The organism is Hymenobacter coalescens (assembly GCF_054783195.1).
In genome coordinates this window covers 45131-60866 of the sequence record NZ_BAAGRA010000020.1, presented here as the reverse complement: position 1 = coordinate 60866, position 15736 = coordinate 45131, and the positions used below count along the sequence as shown (strand labels likewise).

Here is a 15736-nt window from a genome sequence, read left to right as displayed (position 1 = left end):
CTGCCACACCGCGTACATGTCATGCCCCAAGATACAGATAGCTATGAGGTTGTAGCAATGCCACCAGGTTTTCTCAGCAGCTTTTTTGACCTGTAAACCAATAACCCGGGCACGACAAAAAGCCCCAAGTAATGGAGAAAAAAATAGCCCTCGAAAATAGGTGTGTAGGGGGCAGGAAGCTGTCCGGGTCTATCAGCCCGGGCTCCTGCGGGGAGCTGCTGGCGCAAACCTAGCCAATAATCTAATTTTAGCAAGCAACTATCCTAAAACCACGCGCATCAGGCAGGATTCGAGAAGGGCGCCGGGCCGGACAGGGCCGCCAGGGCCTGCTCCCGCTCGGCGTCGCGCACGACGATGGTGAGCGTGGACGTCACGTAACGGTTTTCCTGCTCGTGGGGCGTTTTGCCGAGCGTGTCGAAGTCGCCGTTGATGTCGGTAAAGCTTACCACTTGGGTAAACAACGTCTTATCCTCCACATCGGTGAGCAGCGAGCCGACAACGTTGCCGAGCTGCAAAATCAGACCGACGGTTTGCGTCGGGGCTTTGGCAATGGCGGCTGTCACCTGCGCCAGCAGGCCTTTGTAGGCGTCGTTGCTCTGCGCAGTGGCCAGTACCTGGCCGGTGTCGCGCAGGGCCTTTTTGCTTTTGAGCACCGATACCAGCACTTGAACCTGGCTGGGGGGCTTCTGGCCCGGCTGCTCCTGTTTCCAATAGTAGGCGGTGCGGTTTACCGGCAGGTCCTCGTTGTCATCGACGCGGGCAAAGCTGTCGAGGCTGAGCGTGCGGGGCTCGTTCATCTGGTCATCGATGACGACCACCAGCAGGTACAGGTTGGCGTAGCCGGGAAAGGGCGGCACGCGGGGCGTGTGGTTGTCCTTCACGTGCAGGCGGGATAGCCGCACTTCGATGCCGCTCACGTTGCCGGAGTCGGGAATCACGCCTTTGACGGCATCCAAGCGCCCGGGCTGGGCTTCGGGAACGGATACCGTAGGATAATTGCGTCCTGTTGTAAATCAAGGGCCATACGCTACCGAATGTAAGGGAGAAAATGTCTCAGGCAGTCTAGTCGCCCTGCCTTGTTTTGCAAACTACCAACGGCGCTAAATTGACATAATAAATCATTACTACGAAAAACCACAGCCACAATTAATTACACCAATAAATAAATACTAGCCAGAAACCCAATCCCTTGATTGTGTTATCAACACACAATCGTATTATTCACGGTTTTTGGGTAGTATAGGCCGTTCTTATCCTCTCATCCCATTCCTGTTGCTATGGCCGACTTTGCGCACTACTTTCCTACCCTGCTAGCCAACGAAGGCGGCTACTGCCATGATGCCCTGGACCCCGGCGGCGAAACGTACCGCGGCGTGGCCCGGACCGCCAATCCGCACTGGGCCGGCTGGCCCACCATCGACGCGGTAAAGGCCCGGCTGGGGCTGCCGCATCCGGTGCCCGCGGCCGACTGGCACGCGCTCAACCAGGCCCTGGCCGCCGACGCAGGCCTGGCCGCCGCGGTGCAGGCGTTTTACAAAGCCGCTTACTGGAACCCCTTGCGCCTAGACGCGGTGCACTCGCAGTCCGTTGCCGACCAGCTGGCCGACCACGGCGTGAATGCCGGCACGGCCCGCCCCGCCAAGATGTGGCAGTACCTGCTCAACACCGAGTTCGGGGCCCGGCTAACCGTCGATGGGGAGATTGGGCCGCTGAGCGTCGATGCCCTCAACGCCGCGGATGCCGGTCGTTTTTACCAGCGCTTCGTGGCCATGCGGCGGGCCTTCTATAACTACCGCGCCGGCAGCTACACGCCCGCCGAGGCCGTGGCGCTGGCCCCCTGGCACCAGTTTTTCGAGCAGCACCTCAACCTGCATACCGACGCGCGCATGCAGAAGTACCTGGCCAGCTGGCTGGGCCGCACGCACGAAGCGTTCGTAGCCTAATGGGCGGCTGCGGGTGGGCCGGCCGCGCTAGCCCGCCCGCAGCTCGTCGGCCTCGTACACGCGGGGCACCTTTTTTTTGCGGGCCACCACCTGGTAGCGCGCCCGGTCGAGGCGCTCGTCCCACATGATGTCGGACACGAGGCCGCGCACCCGCAGCTGCCCGGGCTTGATGTCGACGGCTTCCACCGCGTCGCCGAAGCCGAACGGGGGGCGCTGAATGGGCCGGAACAGCTCGGGGCGGACCAGGTACTGCTTCTCGTCGTAGCGCAGCGTAATCCAGTCCTCGTCTTCGGCTATCTTCTCGAACACTTTGTCGATCGGGTCGATCCACTCGAAGGAGCGGCGGTTGGCCGGGTGCAGGTAGGAATAGCCGTAAGCGGGAGTCCAGCCATAGAGGCCGTATTGGAGCATCGGACGAGGCACGGGAAGTAATTTCGATGGAACGTGAGCCGGTAAAACACCGGCGCCGCGCCGCGGGTTCGGCGGGCGGCAAAAGTAGCGAGGCCCGGCGCTGGGGTGAGCTGGAAGATTAGCCGGGCGGGCTAGCGGGCCGGCATGTGCGCGGCCGCGTGGGCCAGCAGCCGGTCGCGCAGGGCCGCGCTGTCGTGCATGTTGGCGAAGGAAATGCGCTGCTCGCGGCCGTCCCGCCGCCGGACCAGCACCTCGGCCGGGGCGGCCGGCACCACGGCGTCCAGCTCGGCCCAGCGCCAGTGGCGGGCCAGCGCGAAGGGGTGCTTGCGCAGGCTGAAGCCCTCCGGGTGCAGGTGCAGAAAGCGCCGGGCATCGAGCCGGCGCAACCCGAACGCCAGCCCCACGAACACCAGCGCCAGTGCCCAGTAAAGCCAGGGCAGCGTGTGGAAACGGTGCACGCCGCTGCTCAGCGCCGCTTCGTGGTGGCGGTGCCAGATGTGGTAGCCCTCCAGGGCGAGGATGGCGGCCGCGGCCAGCTCCAGCCAGGCCACCGGCTCGCGGTGGTGCGGGTGGCGCCGCAGGTGCAGCAGCTCGCGCACCAGCAAGGCGAGGTAAGCCGCGCCCACCACCACTTCGGCCACCGTCACCCAGCTCCACGCCTCCCCTTTCAGCAGGCCGAGCACGCTGCCGAGCAGCACCATGGCCGGCACCAGGTGCGAAAGGCCTTTGGCGCGCTGCTGGCGGGCGTGGTGGCGGTGGTAGAGGGTAATGCGGTCGGAGGCGGGCGTGTTCACGGCTGCCAAGCACGGCAAAATCGGCGGCCCGTGCAACGCGGCCCGGCCCCGGTCGGCGGGAGCTGCCTTGCGGCTCAGGCATGCAGGCGGTAGAAGCGGAAGAACGGCTGCTCCACGGGCAGAATCTCCGTGCGGCCGAAGCCCGCGCCGCGGGCGTAGCGGGCCAGCGTGGCGGGGCGCATCACGGTGCCGGTTTCGGCCGACGGCTCCTGCGCTTTGCCCACCGGCAGGCAGTGCAGGATGCTCCAGCCGTACATCAGCCGCTCGACGGGGTCGCCGCTGACCGTAAACTGCTCGGCCACCCGCTCGTCCATCACCAGCACCGCGCCCTGGGGGCCGGCCAGGCGGCGCATGGCCCGCAGCACCGCCACGGGCTGTGCCATGTCGTGGATGCACTCGAAGGCCGTCACCAGGTCGTAGTGCCCGGCGGCCAGGGAGGCGTTGGCCGCGTCCTGCCAGTGGATGCGCACCCGGTCCGTCAGGCCAGCCGCCGCCACGTTGGCCCGGGCCAGCGCCACCGATTCTTCGTCCAGATCGAAGCCATCTACCTGAATGCCGGGGTAGCACTGCGCCATGCCGATGGCCGACCAGGCGGCGCCGCAGCCGATATCGGCGACGCGGGCCGCGGGCCGGGCCTGCAGGCGGGCGTGCACATCGGGAATGGCGGGCAGCCACTCCTGGCCCAGCTGCTGCAGAAACATGGTGCGGTTCTGCGCGGCCTGGCCCTCGCGCATGTCGGGGCCGTAGGCGGCGAAGGGCAGGCCGCCGCCGCTGCGGTACGCGGCCACCACCGCCGGCAGCGGATGCACCACGCCGGCGGCCAGCTGGGCCAGCGGCGCGAGGTACTGCGGGCTCGCCTCGTCGGTCAGCACTTCGGCGTGGGCGGGCGGCAGCGCAAACCGTCGCTGCTCGGCCGGTGCGGCTTCGTCGTCCACGCGGAGCAGCTCGGCCACGGCCTGCTGCTCCAGCCACTCGCGGGCGTAGCGGGCGTCGGTGCCGGTGCGGCGGGCCAGCTGGGCGGCCGTGAGCGGCCCGCTCTGCGCCAGGGCCTGGTAGTAGCCCAGCTTTACGCCCAGGTAGATGCTGAACAGGTCGAAGGTGCCCAGCAGGGCCTGGAAAAGGCGGTCGGAAAAGGCCTCCGCGGTGGTGGCCTGGGCAGTTGCAGTGGTTTCCATGGCATCGGGAGCTAAAGTGGCCTTGCGGGTGCGGGGCGTTGCCCCAGCGGGCGTTTCGGAGCCGCTACTATCAAGATAGTCAAATCGTTGTTGTACCTGAGCCAACGCCGCCACGGCCCGGCACAACCTAAACTCGACAATGCGAGTTAGTGCCTACTGATTTTGCCGCTTTCTTTCTCTTCCATGCCTACTTCTTCAACCTCGAAAAAAACGCGCCGCGCCCCCGCGGCGCCGTCTGCGGCTGCCCTGCCCGCTGGAATGGGCGCCCTGCTGCACCCGGCCGGCACCGCGTTTCGCGTGTGGGCCCCGCACGCCGAAGCCGTGGCCGTGGTGGGCCCCTTCAACGACTGGAACGCCACGGTTAACCCTTTGCAGGCCGAATCCGATGGCTACTGGGCCGCCGACGTGCCCGGCCTGCCGGCCGGCACCGAATACAAGTTCTGGCTGCGCACGGCCGAGGGCCACGAACTGACCCGCAACGACCCCTACGCCCGCGAAGTCACCCACTCGGCTGGCAACTCCGTGGTGCACGACCCAAGTTTCGACTGGGCCGACGACCACTTCGACATGCCCGCCTGGAACGAGCTGGTGGTGTACGAGCTGCACGTGGGCACGTTTTACGCGCCCGAGCCCGGCCGCCCCGGCACCTTTCTCGACGCCATCGAGAAGCTGGATTACCTGCGCGACCTGGGCATCAACGCCGTGGAAATCATGCCCGCCACTGAGTTTCCGGGCAGCATGTCGTGGGGCTACAACCCGGCCCACCCGTTTGCCATCGAAACCGACTACGGCGGGCCGCGCGCCTTCAAGGAGTTTGTCAAGCAGGCCCACCGCCGCGGCATTGCCGTGATTCTGGACGTGGTCTACAACCACTTCGGGCCCGGCGACCTGGACCTGTGGCAGTTCGACGGCTGGCAGGAAAACGACGGCGGCGGCATCTACTTCTACAACGACTGGCGCGCCGAAACGCCCTGGGGCCACAACCGCCCCGACTTCGGCCGCGACGCGGTGCGCTGCTACATCCGCGACAACGCCCTGCAGTGGCTGGAAGAATACCGCGTGGACGGGCTGCGCGCCGACGCCATTGCCCACATCCGCAACGTGGACGGCACCAGCGACCCGGCGCGCGACCTGCCCGAGGGCTGGAGCCTGATGCAGTGGATCAACGAGGAAATCCGGGCGCGCATGCCCTGGAAAATCACCATCGCCGAAGACCTGCTCGGCAACGAGTACATCACCAAAGCGCCCGAGGACGGCGGGCAGGGCTTTTCGGCCCAGTGGGACGCGGCTTTCGTGTACCCGGTGCGCGAGGCGCTGGTGGCCCCCCACGACCACGACCGCAGCATGGCGGCCGTGGCCGCGGCCATCACCCAGTGCTACAACGGTGACGCCTTCCAGCGCGTCATCTACACCGAGTCGCACGACGAGGTGGCCAACGGCAAGGCGCGGGTGCCGGAGGAAATCATGCCCGGCGACGCGGCCTCCTGGTTTCCGAAGAAGCGCTCCACCCTGGGCGCCGCCCTGGTGCTCACGGCCCCCGGCATTCCGATGGTGTTTCAGGGCCAGCCCATGCTCGCCGACGGCTTCTTCTCCGACGACCAGCCGCTGGACTGGAGCCGCGAGGACCAGTTTCAAGGCCTCGTGCACCTGTACCGCGACCTGATTGCGCTGCGCCGCAACCTGCGCGGCTGCACCCGCGGCCTGCTGGGCCAGCACACCGCGGTGCTCCACCTCAACGACGAGGAAAAAATACTGGCCTTTAGCCGCTGGGACGCGGGCGGCCCCGGCGACACGACCATCGTGCTCTGCAACTTCGCCGACCGCAGCCACGAAGCGTACACCATCGGCCTGCCGGCGGGCGGACACTGGCGCGTGCGCTTCAACTCCGACTGGGCCGGCTACGACCAGGAGTTCGGCAACTTCGAGAGCGTGGACACGCAGGCCGACGAAGGCGAGTACGACGGCTGCGCGTTCAGCGGCCGCTTTGGCCTGGCCCCGTACTCGGTGCTGATCATCTCGCAGGAACCGGACTAACGCCGTGTGGCCCACGCGCCGGCGCCCCGAAATCATTCGGGGCGCCGGCGCGCTTTTCCTGCGCGCCGCGCGGTAGAAATGCCGCCCCGGCCTATATCTTGCCGGAACTCCGCTAATCCCCGTTTTCCATGCAGTTTCCCGCCCCCACGCCCGAAACCGTTGCCCCCAACGCCTTGCTTCTTGAAGTTGCCTGGGAAGTCTGCAATCAGGTGGGCGGTATTTACACCGTTATTCGCTCCAAGGTGCCCGCCACTGTGGAAGTGTGGAACGAGCGGTACTGCCTGCTCGGGCCTTATTTTCCGCAGCAGGCCCAGGCCGAGTTTGAGCCCCTCTCGGACACGCAGCTGGCCGCCGCCTACCACGACCCCATTGCCCGCGCCGTGCGCCGCCTGCGCCAGCAGGGCCTGGAGGTGCACTACGGCCACTGGCTCGTCACGGGCAAGCCGCGCGTAGTGCTCATGTCGCCGTTTCAGGTGTACAACCAGCTCGGCCAGTTGAAAAAAGACCTGTGGGAGCAGCACCACATTCCCTCGCAGGAAAGCGACGATTTGCTGCACCAGGTGACGGCTTTCGGCCACTTGGCGGCGCGCTTTATCCAGACGGTGGAAGCCGAGGCCGCCGCGGCCGGGCACCCCATCCTGGCCCACTTCCACGAGTGGATGACGGGCACGGCCATCCCGGCCCTGCGCCGCGAGCAAACCACGGCCAAGCTGGTGTTTACCACCCACGCCACGCTCCTGGGCCGCTACCTGGCCATGAACGACCCCAACTTCTACGAGCACCTGCTGTACGTGGACTGGGAGCGGGAGGCCCGGCACTTCAACATCGACACGGCCGTGCGCATGGAGCGCGCCGCCGCCCACGGCGCCCACGTGTTCACCACCGTGTCGGAGCTGACGGTGCGGGAGTGTATCTACCTGCTCGACCGCATCCCCGACGCGGTGCTGCCCAACGGGCTGAACATCGAGCGGTTCGTGGCCCTGCACGAGTTTCAGAACCTGCACCAGCAGTACAAGTCGAAGATCCACGAATTTGTGATGGCGCACTTTTTCCAGTCGTACTCCTTCGACCTGGACAAGACGCTGTACTTCTTCACCTCGGGCCGCTACGAGTACCACAACAAGGGCTTCGACCTGACGCTGGAGGCCTGCGCCCGCCTGAACTACCGCATTCAGCAGAGCGGGCTGGAGGGCCAGGTGGTGCTGTTCCTGATTACCAAGCGCCCCTACCACAGCATCAACCCCGAGGTGCTGCAGAGCCGCGCCATGCTCGACGAGGTGCAGGACACCTGCCGCGCCATCGAGCAGCAGGTGGGCGAGCGGCTGTTTTACCAGGCGGCCAGCGCCTCCGACTACCAGCTGCCCAACCTCAGCGACCTGGCCGACGACTACTGGAAGCTGCGCTACCGCCGCGCCCTGCAGAGCTGGAAAACCACCCGCCTGCCCCCGGTCGTCACCCACAACCTGGTGGACGACGCCAACGACGAAATCCTCGACTTTGTGCGCCGCTCCAACCTGGTCAACAACCGCCACGACCGCGTCAAAATCGTGTACCACCCCGATTTCGTGTCGCCCTCCTCGCCCCTGTTCGGCATGGAGTACGGGCAGTTTGTGCGCGGCTGCCACCTGGGCATCTTCCCCAGCTACTACGAGCCTTGGGGCTACACCCCGCTGGAGTGCGTGGCCCGCGGCGTGCCGGCCATCACCTCCGACCTCTCCGGTTTCGGCGACTACGTGCAGCAGCACGTGCCCGACCACGAGCAGAAAGGCATCTTCGTGGTGCGCCGCAAGGAGCGCAGTTTCGACGAGGCCGCCGAGGAGCTGACCGACATGCTCTGGCGCTTCGTGATGCTCAACCGCCGCGAGCGAATCGCGCAGCGCAACCAGGTGGAAAGCTCCTCCGGGCAATTCGACTGGCACCAGCTCCGCCAGTACTACGACCACGCCTACAAGCTGGCCCTGGAGCGAGAGTAATTCAGGTCTCAACGAACCCCGCTGACACACCAACGCCCGACCACTTGGCCGGGCGTTGGTGTGTCGTCAGCATAAAGCGCCGGCTCAGGGCTGCGGCAGTAGTACGCGGTCGATGACGTGAATGACGCCATTGGTAGCCAGTACATTGGCCGTAGCCACGTTGGCAGGCGTCGTGCCGTTGCCGGCACCGCGCACGGTTACGGCGTTGCCGCCCACGCCCACGGTCACGTTGCCGTTCAGCGTGGGCACGGTCTGGCCGTTGGTCAGGTCCGGCGAGAAGGCGCGGGCGTTGTTTACGATGTGCAGCTGCAGCACGCTCACCAGCGTGGCATCGGGTATCTGGTCAATGCTGGTGAGGTTCAGCTGCGTGAGCAGGGCCTGGAAGGCGGCATCGGTGGGCGCAAACACCGTCAGGTTGGCGCTAGCGTTGGCGGCCGCGGCCAGGAGCGTAGCGGCGGCTGGGCGCTGCAGGGCCCGCAGCAGCTGCCGGAACTGCGGCGTGGCGGCGTTGCTCGAAGCCACCACGATGTCCGAAATCCGCTGGGTGGGCGGTACCAGCACACGGTCTACGACGTGCACGACGCCGTTGCTGGCGTCGATATCGGCCTGGGTTACGCGGGTGTTACCGTTGATGAACACGCCGCCCGCGGCGGGCTTGCTGAGGTAGATGCTGTTGTCGTTGATGCCGGTTGTAGCCGTCCGCTGCGTCGTGTAGGCGCGGGCCTGCAGCTCACTGGCGTCCAGGTCGCCGGCCGTCACGTGGTACAGCAGAATGCCGCGCAACGTAGCAATCTGCGCCGGGTCGGTGATAGCGCCGATGCTTTGCGCGTTGTTGAACGGCGCCGGCAACTGGGTAAACGCGTCGTTGGTGGGCGCAAACACCGTCAGCTCGGTGCTGCCGCTCAGCGTCGACACCAAATCGGCCTTCTGCACGGCGGCCACCAGGGTCGAGAGGTTGGCATTGGCCTGAGCCAGCTGTACAATGTTGGACTGCGGCGTCGGGTTGCCCGCGTCGTCGTCGTCGTCGCAAGCGGTGAGCCCCAGGGCGGCGAACATGGAGCCGATCATCAACGCGCGGCTCAGGCCCCGCCATAAGAAGTTTGGTGTGGTTGGCATGTTTGTTTAACTTTTAAGTGTCAAACATTAGACAAAACACAAACTAGTCTTTGCTGAAAAGGTTGTTGAACGCTGCATCTTTGCGCGCTGCCACCGCTCTTATCTTATCACTTTGTACCATTGCCAGTTGTGTTGGACCGCCGGCCAGCTGCTCCTTGGCTTACCGTGCCGACTACCATCCTGACATTCATTTTTTATTTCCTCCAACCTGATTCCTGCATTACCGGGCCCAATTGATGCCCTCGCCTGGGTTCCTGAGTGCCACCCGATACGTACCGACTTATGCCCCGCTGTACCATCTACCGCTTCCTGCTGCCCCTGCTCCTGCTGACCACCGCCGCTACGGCCAATGAGTTCTGGTTGGCCCCTACGCGCTTCACCGTGCCCCCCGGCAGCCGCGTACACCTGGGCCGCTGGGTGGGGGCTTCCTTCCAAGGCACGCGCTGGACGGGCGCCAGTGCGCGCCTGGAGCAGCTGTTGCACCTGCAGCCCGGCGTGGCTATGGGCACCGACCTGACCGCCGCCGCTCGTCAAACCGATACGCTGCAGACTACCGTCGTGCTGGCCCAGCCCGGCACGCACCTGCTGGCTTTGCAAACCACCGAAGCTTTCGTGACGCTGCCGGCCGCCGAATTTGAGGCGTACCTGAAGCAGCAGGGCCTGGAAAACGCTCAATACCTGCGCCAGCAGCGCCGGCAGCAAGGTCAGCCCGGCCGGGAAGCATACCGCCGCTGCGCCAAAACGCTGCTGCAGGCCGGGCCTGTCATCCCGTCCGACACGACATTTCGTCGGGCACTGGGCCATGCACTCGAAATTATTCCGGAGCAAAACCCGTATCTTCTACGAGCTGGCGCCTCGCTCACCGTGCTCGTACGAGCTGAGGGTGAGCCTGCTCCGCGGCAGCCCCTGCAGGCATGGGTGCGCCCTACCGACGGCCACGCGCCGCAACATTTTACGCTGCACACCAACCAAAACGGCCGGGCGCTGTTACGCTTGCAGTACCCGGCCCAGGTTTTGCTTGCCGCGGTGCGCATGGTACCCCTCGCTCCGGCCGGCCGCGCCGACTGGCAAAGTACCTGGGCGTCGCTCACCTTCGCCTATTCAGGGCGCTGAATATGTTCGAAAACAGATAACTTCGTAGGGCTTCACACGATTCTCAGACACAAGTTTTTTTTTTACCTTCGCAACCTACCCCCCTACCGCACGCAACCTCCTCTCTGGTATGAAGTACTCCATTGATAAAAAAGAGAACTACACGATCATCACGATTGACGAGAAAAAGCTCGACACCACCGTCGCGCCCGATCTGAAATCGGAGTTCGTGAAGCTCAACGCCGAGGGCATCAACAACCTGATCCTCGACCTGCAAAACGTGAAGTACACCGACTCGTCGGGGTTGAGCTCGATTCTGATTGCCAACCGCCTGTGCAACTCCACCGGGGGGCTGCTGGTGCTGACGGGCCTGCAGGATCACGTGATGAAGCTCATCACCATCTCCAAGCTGGAATCGGTGCTGCACATCCTGCCGACGGTAGAAGAAGGCATCGACCGCATCTTCCTGCACGCCATCGAGCGTGACCTGACCAGCAAGGAATAGTCTGATCTGATTGTCAGTTGAAGGTTGTCAGTTGTCAGTTTCGCAAGCTGACAACTGACAACCTTCTATTGTTTTGCGGCCCCTTCAGGCCATGCCGCTGCTGACAACTTACAACTGGCAACTGACAACTGTTTTGGAGTTTGAGCTAACGATACTCGGCAGCGCCTCGGCCACGCCCATGCTCGGGCGCCACCACACGGCGCAGGTGCTGACCATCGGCCGCGAGCCGTACCTGATCGATTGCGGCGAGGCCACGCAGGAGCGCCTGATCGAGCAGCGCATCCGCTTCGGGCGCATCAACCGCATCTTCATCTCGCACCTGCACGGCGACCATTACTTCGGCCTGTTCGGCCTGCTGGGCACGCTGCACCTGCAGGGCCGCACCGAGCCGCTGCAGCTCTTCGGCCCGGCCGGCCTCGATGAGGTCATCACCACCCAGCTGCGCTGCTCCGGTACGCCCCTCGCCTACGACGTGGAGTTCGTGGCCGTCGATACCGAGCGCCACCAGCTGGTGTACTCCGACGCACAGGTGCAGGTGTACACCCTGCCCATGCGCCACCGCATTCCGTGCTGCGGCTACCTGTTTCGGGAGCAGCCGCGCCGCCGCCGGCTGGTGAAGGAAGCGCTGCCCGCCGGCCTCTCGCCCGAGCAGCTGCAGGCCCTTACCCGCGGCGAAGACCTGCAGGACGCCGCCGGCCACGTGTGGCTGCGCCACTCCGACGTGACGGTCGCTCCGGCGGCGCCCCGCGCCTACGCTTACTGCTCCGATACCGTGTACCTCGAAAGCCTGGCCGACCTGGTGCGGGGCGTGGATCTGCTCTACCACGAATCGACCTTCCTGCACGAGATGCTCGACCGCGCCCAGCAGACCGGGCATTCCACGGCGCGGCAGGCCGGGCAGCTGGCCCGCTTGGCCGAAGTAAAGCAGCTGCTCATCGGGCACTTCTCCTCCCGCTACCGCGACTTGCAGCCCCTGCTGGCCGAAGCCCGGCGCGAATTCGAACCCACGCAGCTGGCCCTGGAAGGCCTCACGGTGACTCTGTAGCAGTTGTCAGTTGTCAGTTGTCCGGGGTTATGTTCCGTCAAGACCGAGGTTGCGTTTCCGCTCTTTTTCTAACAACCTGCAACTGACAAGCTATTTTAACGATGTCTAACCCAGTCAACTCGTCGTTTTCCCGCAAGAAGCAGCAGCTATACCTGGTGCTCAGCGCTATTTTCATCGTCAACGCGCTGCTGGCCGAAATCATCGGGGTAAAGATTTTTCACGTCAACGGCTTGCTGGGCCTGCCCGAGTCGGTGCCGGGCGACCTGACGGCGGGCGTGCTCATCTGGCCGGCCGTGTTTGTGACCACCGACATCATCAACGAGTATTTCGGGCGCAAGGGCGTGCTGCGGGTAAGCCTGCTCACGGCCGCGCTGATTGTGTATGCCTTCCTGATCATCTTCGCCACCACGAAGCTGCAGCCGGCCGCCTTCTGGCTCGACGTCAACAAAACCGATGCCGCCGGCCGGCCCTTCAACATCGACTACGCTTACCAGAGCATTTTCCGGCAGGGCGGCAACATCATCATCGGCTCCATCGCGGCTTTTCTCGTCGGGCAGGTGCTCGACGCGACGGTGTTTCAGACGCTGCGCCGCATCACGGGCAGCCGCCTGATCTGGCTGCGGGCCACCGGCTCCACGCTCGTTTCGCAGCTCGTCGACTCCTTCGTGGTCCTGTTTGTGGCGTTCTACGTGTTCGGCAACTGGAGCTTTGAGCAAGTGCTGACGGTGGCCAACACCAACTACTGGTATAAATTCGCGGCCGCCGTGCTCCTCACGCCCGTGCTCTACCTGGCCCACGCCCTCATCGACCGGTATCTGGGCAAAGCGGAGACGGTGGAGCTGCAGCAGGAGGCCGCCCAGAACGTGAGCGTGTAGGCTTGTCCTATTTCTCACCCGTCAGTGCGTGGGCTGCCGAACTACTGAGCCTGATGGCCAGAAAAGACTTCCCGCTACGTCATTCCCCGATTTCGTGCGCGCCTACAACTGGCGCAAAAGCTAACCAGCACCCAAACCGGGGCCAGCATCCCGGCCCGCTTTTACGCTAATTTTATCTATGAAAAAGCTTCTCCTGCTCCTGCTGACCGGATTTTCCGCGCAGCTGGCCCGGGCCCAGGCCCCTGGCATGCCCATGGTGTACGGCCGCATGAACACCAGCCAGAAGGGCTTCTGCGTGCTGCCCGACAGCTCCCGCGTCGAGGGCAAAATCACCATCATCCACGCCCAGGAGGCCGAGGACGTAACGGTGAAAGTGAAAACCCCGGACGGTCAGCAGCAGGAGTACACGCCCGCTCAGCTGGCCTATATGCAGCTGGGCAAAACCCGCTACCGCCCGGTGGGCGACTTTGGCCCCGACGCCGGCCCGGCCTTTGGTGAGGTGCAGGCCTGGGGCACGCTGCAGGTGCTGAGCTACAACGACAATTCCATGCTGCTCATCCGCCGGCGCGGCGCCCGCGAATGGGTGCAGGCACCGGCCCGCAGCGGCCCCTTTGCCAACCTCAAAAATCTGCGCGAAACCCTCGGGCCGCTGGTGGCCGACCAACCCGCCTACGCCACCGCCCTAGCCGACGGGCGCATCACCCACGACAACCTGCTGCAGTTCATTCGCTCTTACAACAGTTTCGTAGCCAAGCAGCCGTAACTTTGCCCCATGTCCCGCATCCTCACCGGCATTCAGAGCACCGGCCGCCCGCATTTGGGCAACCTGCTCGGCGCCATCCTGCCCGCTATTGAGCTGTCCAAAAGCTCGGCCAACACGTCGCTGCTGTTCATTGCCGACCTGCACTCCCTCACCCAAGTGCGCGACGCGGAGCTGCTGCGCCACAACACCTACTCCGTGGCCGCCGCCTGGCTGGCCTGCGGCTTCGATACCGACAAGAACCTGTTCTACCGGCAGTCGGACGTGCCGCAGGTGACCGAGCTGACCTGGTACCTCTCCTGCTTCACGCCCTACCCGATGCTGGCCAACGCGCACTCGTTCAAGGACAAGTCGGACCGGCTGTCGGACGTGAATGCGGGCCTGTTCACCTACCCCGTGCTGATGGCAGCCGACATTCTGCTGTACGACGCGGACTTCGTGCCGGTGGGCAAGGACCAGATCCAGCACCTGGAAATAGCGCGCGACATTGCCTCCAGTTTCAACAACCGCTACGGCGAAACCTTCGTGCTGCCCCAGGCCCGCGTCGACGAGCAGATTCAGACCATTCCGGGCCTCGACGGGCAGAAGATGAGCAAGTCGTACGGCAACATCATCGACATCTTCCTCGATGATAAAGCCCTGCTGAAGAACATTCGCGGCATCGTGTCGGACAGCACGCCGCTGGAGGCGCCCAAAAACCCCGATACCGACACCACCTTCAAGCTGTTCTCGCTGCTGGCCGCGCCCGAGCAGACGGCCGAAATGCGCCAGAACTACCTGAACGGCGGCTACGGCTACGGCCACGCCAAGCAGGCGCTGTTTGAGGTCATTCGCGCGCGCTTCGCCCAGGAGCGGGAGCAGTTCAACTACTTCATGCAAAACCTGCCGGAAGTGGACCGCCGCCTCGCCGAAGGGGCCCGCAAAGCGCAGGATTACGGCACTACTGTGCTCAACAAAGTGCGCGAGAAAGTAGGCTACCAAGCCAGGTAAATGGCTAAATGGCTGCATGGTTAAATGGCTGGTGGTTCTGACGTGTGCAATTCAGAACCACCAGCCATTTAACCATGCAGCCATTCTCAGTACGTCAGACCGTCGTAGCCTTGGTGGCGCTGCTGCTCGCTGCGGAAGTTGAAGCCCACCTTGCTGCCGCGGCTTACCTGCTGGTTTTCCAGCTTCTGCTTCACGCTGATTTTCTGAATGTCTTGAATCGGCGGCGCCATCAGGTCGTTGTTAACGGCCGCAATCATGGCGCTTTCCACGTACAGGCGCATGGCGTCCTCGTTCACCACGTTGTGCTCCATGTCGTTGTCGGGCATGTCGAGCTGCTTGGCGCCTTCGATGTAGTAGTGGTTTTCGATGTTGATCAGCAGCCGGCCCACCAGGTAGCCCGGGTCGTTCAGGCGCTGGTACTTGATGCTGTCGGCCATGAAGTTGTAGGCCATGATGTGACCGAAGAAGCGGCGGCGGAAATCGTCGCTGACGTAGCGAGAGCCGAACAGCGGAAAGTCGTCGGGGAAGGTGATAATGTTCGAGTGCATCACGAACACCAGCAGGTCGCCGGAAAACCGGATGTGAAACTCGAACTCGTTGACGGGATGGTACTCGATGACTACGCTGGCGTCCACGGACGAAATGCGGCGCGTCAGCTCCAGCACCAGCTCCTGCGTGACGCGGCGCAGGCAGTCGAAGGCCGCCTGGGTGTTGCGGAAGATGGCCTGCTTGGCCGTGGACTTCTGCCGCAGCCCCTCGAAGATGATGTCGAGCTTGTCTTCTACTTCTTCCGGAGCGGGTTCGGCAGGATGAGCGTCGGCTTTTTCGGCGGCCGGAGCGGCTTCGGCGGGTGCAGTGGACTGGTCGGCCGGCTCGGTACCGGCTTTTTTACGGGTGCGGCCGGGCGCTTTGGCGGGCTTGTTTTCGAGTTCGGTCGGGTTTTCGTTGAACTCAGCGGACGGGGTCGGGTGGTCGTTTTCCTCGGGCATAGGTGAGCAGGCAGGGCCTTTAGGGTCAGAAGCA

At 64.2% G+C, this 15736-nt stretch carries 15 protein-coding genes; 9 read left to right on the top strand and 6 right to left on the bottom strand.

Features of this window, described 5'->3' with window-relative positions:
• Nucleotides 1–278: 278 nt before the first annotated feature.
• The gene (locus tag ACYVKQ_RS19180) at nt 279–956 is read right to left on the bottom strand and encodes a hypothetical protein (RefSeq protein ID WP_460676969.1); all 678 of its coding nucleotides are present in this window, start codon (nt 954–956) and stop codon (nt 279–281) included.
• Between the two features lie 321 nt (nt 957–1277).
• On the opposite strand from ACYVKQ_RS19180, the gene ACYVKQ_RS19175 reads away from it, so the two are divergent.
• Entirely contained in the window at nt 1278–1943 is a 666-nt protein-coding gene (locus ACYVKQ_RS19175) for a glycosyl hydrolase 108 family protein (RefSeq protein WP_460676968.1), read from the top strand.
• Nucleotides 1944–1970: 27 nt separating this feature from the next.
• On the opposite strand, the gene ACYVKQ_RS19170 is transcribed toward ACYVKQ_RS19175, so the two are convergent.
• From ACYVKQ_RS19170 to ACYVKQ_RS19160, 3 genes are all read right to left on the bottom strand, one after another.
• Nucleotides 1971–2366 carry a DUF6960 family protein gene (locus ACYVKQ_RS19170; RefSeq protein ID WP_460676967.1) on the bottom strand — a complete coding sequence of 132 codons (396 nt, stop codon included), beginning with the start codon at nt 2364–2366 and terminating at the stop codon, nt 1971–1973.
• 119 nt (nt 2367–2485) lie between these two features.
• Nucleotides 2486–3148, bottom strand: a complete 663-nt coding sequence (locus ACYVKQ_RS19165) for a hypothetical protein (protein ID WP_460676966.1) — start codon at nt 3146–3148, stop codon at nt 2486–2488.
• A 74-nt stretch (nt 3149–3222) separates the two neighbouring features.
• Nucleotides 3223–4323, bottom strand: a complete 1101-nt coding sequence (locus ACYVKQ_RS19160) for a class I SAM-dependent methyltransferase (RefSeq protein WP_460676965.1) — start codon at nt 4321–4323, stop codon at nt 3223–3225.
• Nucleotides 4324–4506: 183 nt separating this feature from the next.
• Here ACYVKQ_RS19160 and ACYVKQ_RS19155 point away from each other — a divergent pair, with 183 nt between their 5' ends.
• Complete coding sequence (locus ACYVKQ_RS19155; protein WP_460676964.1) at nt 4507–6357, top strand: alpha-amylase family glycosyl hydrolase; 1851 nt, start codon at nt 4507–4509, stop codon at nt 6355–6357.
• 128 nt (nt 6358–6485) lie between these two features.
• Complete coding sequence (locus ACYVKQ_RS19150) at nt 6486–8330, top strand: glycosyltransferase (RefSeq protein ID WP_460676963.1); 1845 nt, start codon at nt 6486–6488, stop codon at nt 8328–8330.
• A gap of 84 nt (nt 8331–8414) precedes the next feature.
• Here the strand turns inward: ACYVKQ_RS19150 and ACYVKQ_RS19145 are convergent, their stop codons facing one another.
• On the bottom strand, nt 8415–9446 hold the full coding sequence (locus ACYVKQ_RS19145) for a fasciclin domain-containing protein (protein ID WP_460676962.1): 1032 nt from the start codon (nt 9444–9446) through the stop codon (nt 8415–8417).
• 282 nt (nt 9447–9728) lie between these two features.
• Here ACYVKQ_RS19145 and ACYVKQ_RS19140 point away from each other — a divergent pair, with 282 nt between their 5' ends.
• From ACYVKQ_RS19140 to trpS, 6 genes are all read left to right on the top strand, one after another.
• Nucleotides 9729–10559 carry a DUF4198 domain-containing protein gene (locus ACYVKQ_RS19140; protein WP_460676961.1) on the top strand — a complete coding sequence of 277 codons (831 nt, stop codon included), beginning with the start codon at nt 9729–9731 and terminating at the stop codon, nt 10557–10559.
• Nucleotides 10560–10668: 109 nt separating this feature from the next.
• Nucleotides 10669–11043 carry an STAS domain-containing protein gene (locus ACYVKQ_RS19135; protein ID WP_078012567.1) on the top strand — a complete coding sequence of 125 codons (375 nt, stop codon included), beginning with the start codon at nt 10669–10671 and terminating at the stop codon, nt 11041–11043.
• A 73-nt stretch (nt 11044–11116) separates the two neighbouring features.
• The gene (locus ACYVKQ_RS19130) at nt 11117–12088 is read left to right on the top strand and encodes a ribonuclease Z (protein ID WP_460676960.1); all 972 of its coding nucleotides are present in this window, start codon (nt 11117–11119) and stop codon (nt 12086–12088) included.
• 101 nt (nt 12089–12189) lie between these two features.
• Entirely contained in the window at nt 12190–12963 is a 774-nt protein-coding gene (locus tag ACYVKQ_RS19125) for a queuosine precursor transporter (RefSeq protein WP_460676959.1), read from the top strand.
• Between the two features lie 178 nt (nt 12964–13141).
• Nucleotides 13142–13726, top strand: coding sequence for a hypothetical protein (locus ACYVKQ_RS19120; protein WP_460676958.1), 585 nt, complete (start codon nt 13142–13144; stop codon nt 13724–13726).
• 9 nt (nt 13727–13735) lie between these two features.
• Complete coding sequence (trpS, locus tag ACYVKQ_RS19115) at nt 13736–14713, top strand: tryptophan--tRNA ligase (RefSeq protein ID WP_460676957.1); 978 nt, start codon at nt 13736–13738, stop codon at nt 14711–14713.
• Between the two features lie 86 nt (nt 14714–14799).
• On the opposite strand, the gene ACYVKQ_RS19110 is transcribed toward trpS, so the two are convergent.
• Nucleotides 14800–15702 (bottom strand): hypothetical protein, encoded by a 903-nt coding sequence (locus ACYVKQ_RS19110; protein WP_460676956.1) that lies wholly within the window; start codon nt 15700–15702, stop codon nt 14800–14802.
• Between the last annotated feature and the right edge of the window lie 34 nt (nt 15703–15736).

Excerpts from the sequence above, each read along its gene's own strand:
- ACYVKQ_RS19125 (WP_460676959.1), top strand. The coding sequence starts at position 12,190 with ATGTCTAACCCAGTCAACTCGTCGTTTTCCCGCAAGAAGCAGCAGCTA.
- ACYVKQ_RS19155 (WP_460676964.1), top strand. The coding sequence starts at position 4,507 with ATGCCTACTTCTTCAACCTCGAAAAAAACGCGCCGCGCCCCCGCGGCG.
- ACYVKQ_RS19110 (WP_460676956.1), bottom strand. The coding sequence starts at position 15,702 with ATGCCCGAGGAAAACGACCACCCGACCCCGTCCGCTGAGTTCAACGAA.
- ACYVKQ_RS19160 (WP_460676965.1), bottom strand. The coding sequence starts at position 4,323 with ATGGAAACCACTGCAACTGCCCAGGCCACCACCGCGGAGGCCTTTTCC.
- ACYVKQ_RS19140 (WP_460676961.1), top strand. The coding sequence starts at position 9,729 with ATGCCCCGCTGTACCATCTACCGCTTCCTGCTGCCCCTGCTCCTGCTG.
- ACYVKQ_RS19135 (WP_078012567.1), top strand. The coding sequence starts at position 10,669 with ATGAAGTACTCCATTGATAAAAAAGAGAACTACACGATCATCACGATT.
- ACYVKQ_RS19150 (WP_460676963.1), top strand. The coding sequence starts at position 6,486 with ATGCAGTTTCCCGCCCCCACGCCCGAAACCGTTGCCCCCAACGCCTTG.
- ACYVKQ_RS19145 (WP_460676962.1), bottom strand. The coding sequence starts at position 9,446 with ATGCCAACCACACCAAACTTCTTATGGCGGGGCCTGAGCCGCGCGTTG.
- ACYVKQ_RS19120 (WP_460676958.1), top strand. The coding sequence starts at position 13,142 with ATGAAAAAGCTTCTCCTGCTCCTGCTGACCGGATTTTCCGCGCAGCTG.
- trpS (WP_460676957.1), top strand. The coding sequence starts at position 13,736 with ATGTCCCGCATCCTCACCGGCATTCAGAGCACCGGCCGCCCGCATTTG.
- ACYVKQ_RS19175 (WP_460676968.1), top strand. The coding sequence starts at position 1,278 with ATGGCCGACTTTGCGCACTACTTTCCTACCCTGCTAGCCAACGAAGGC.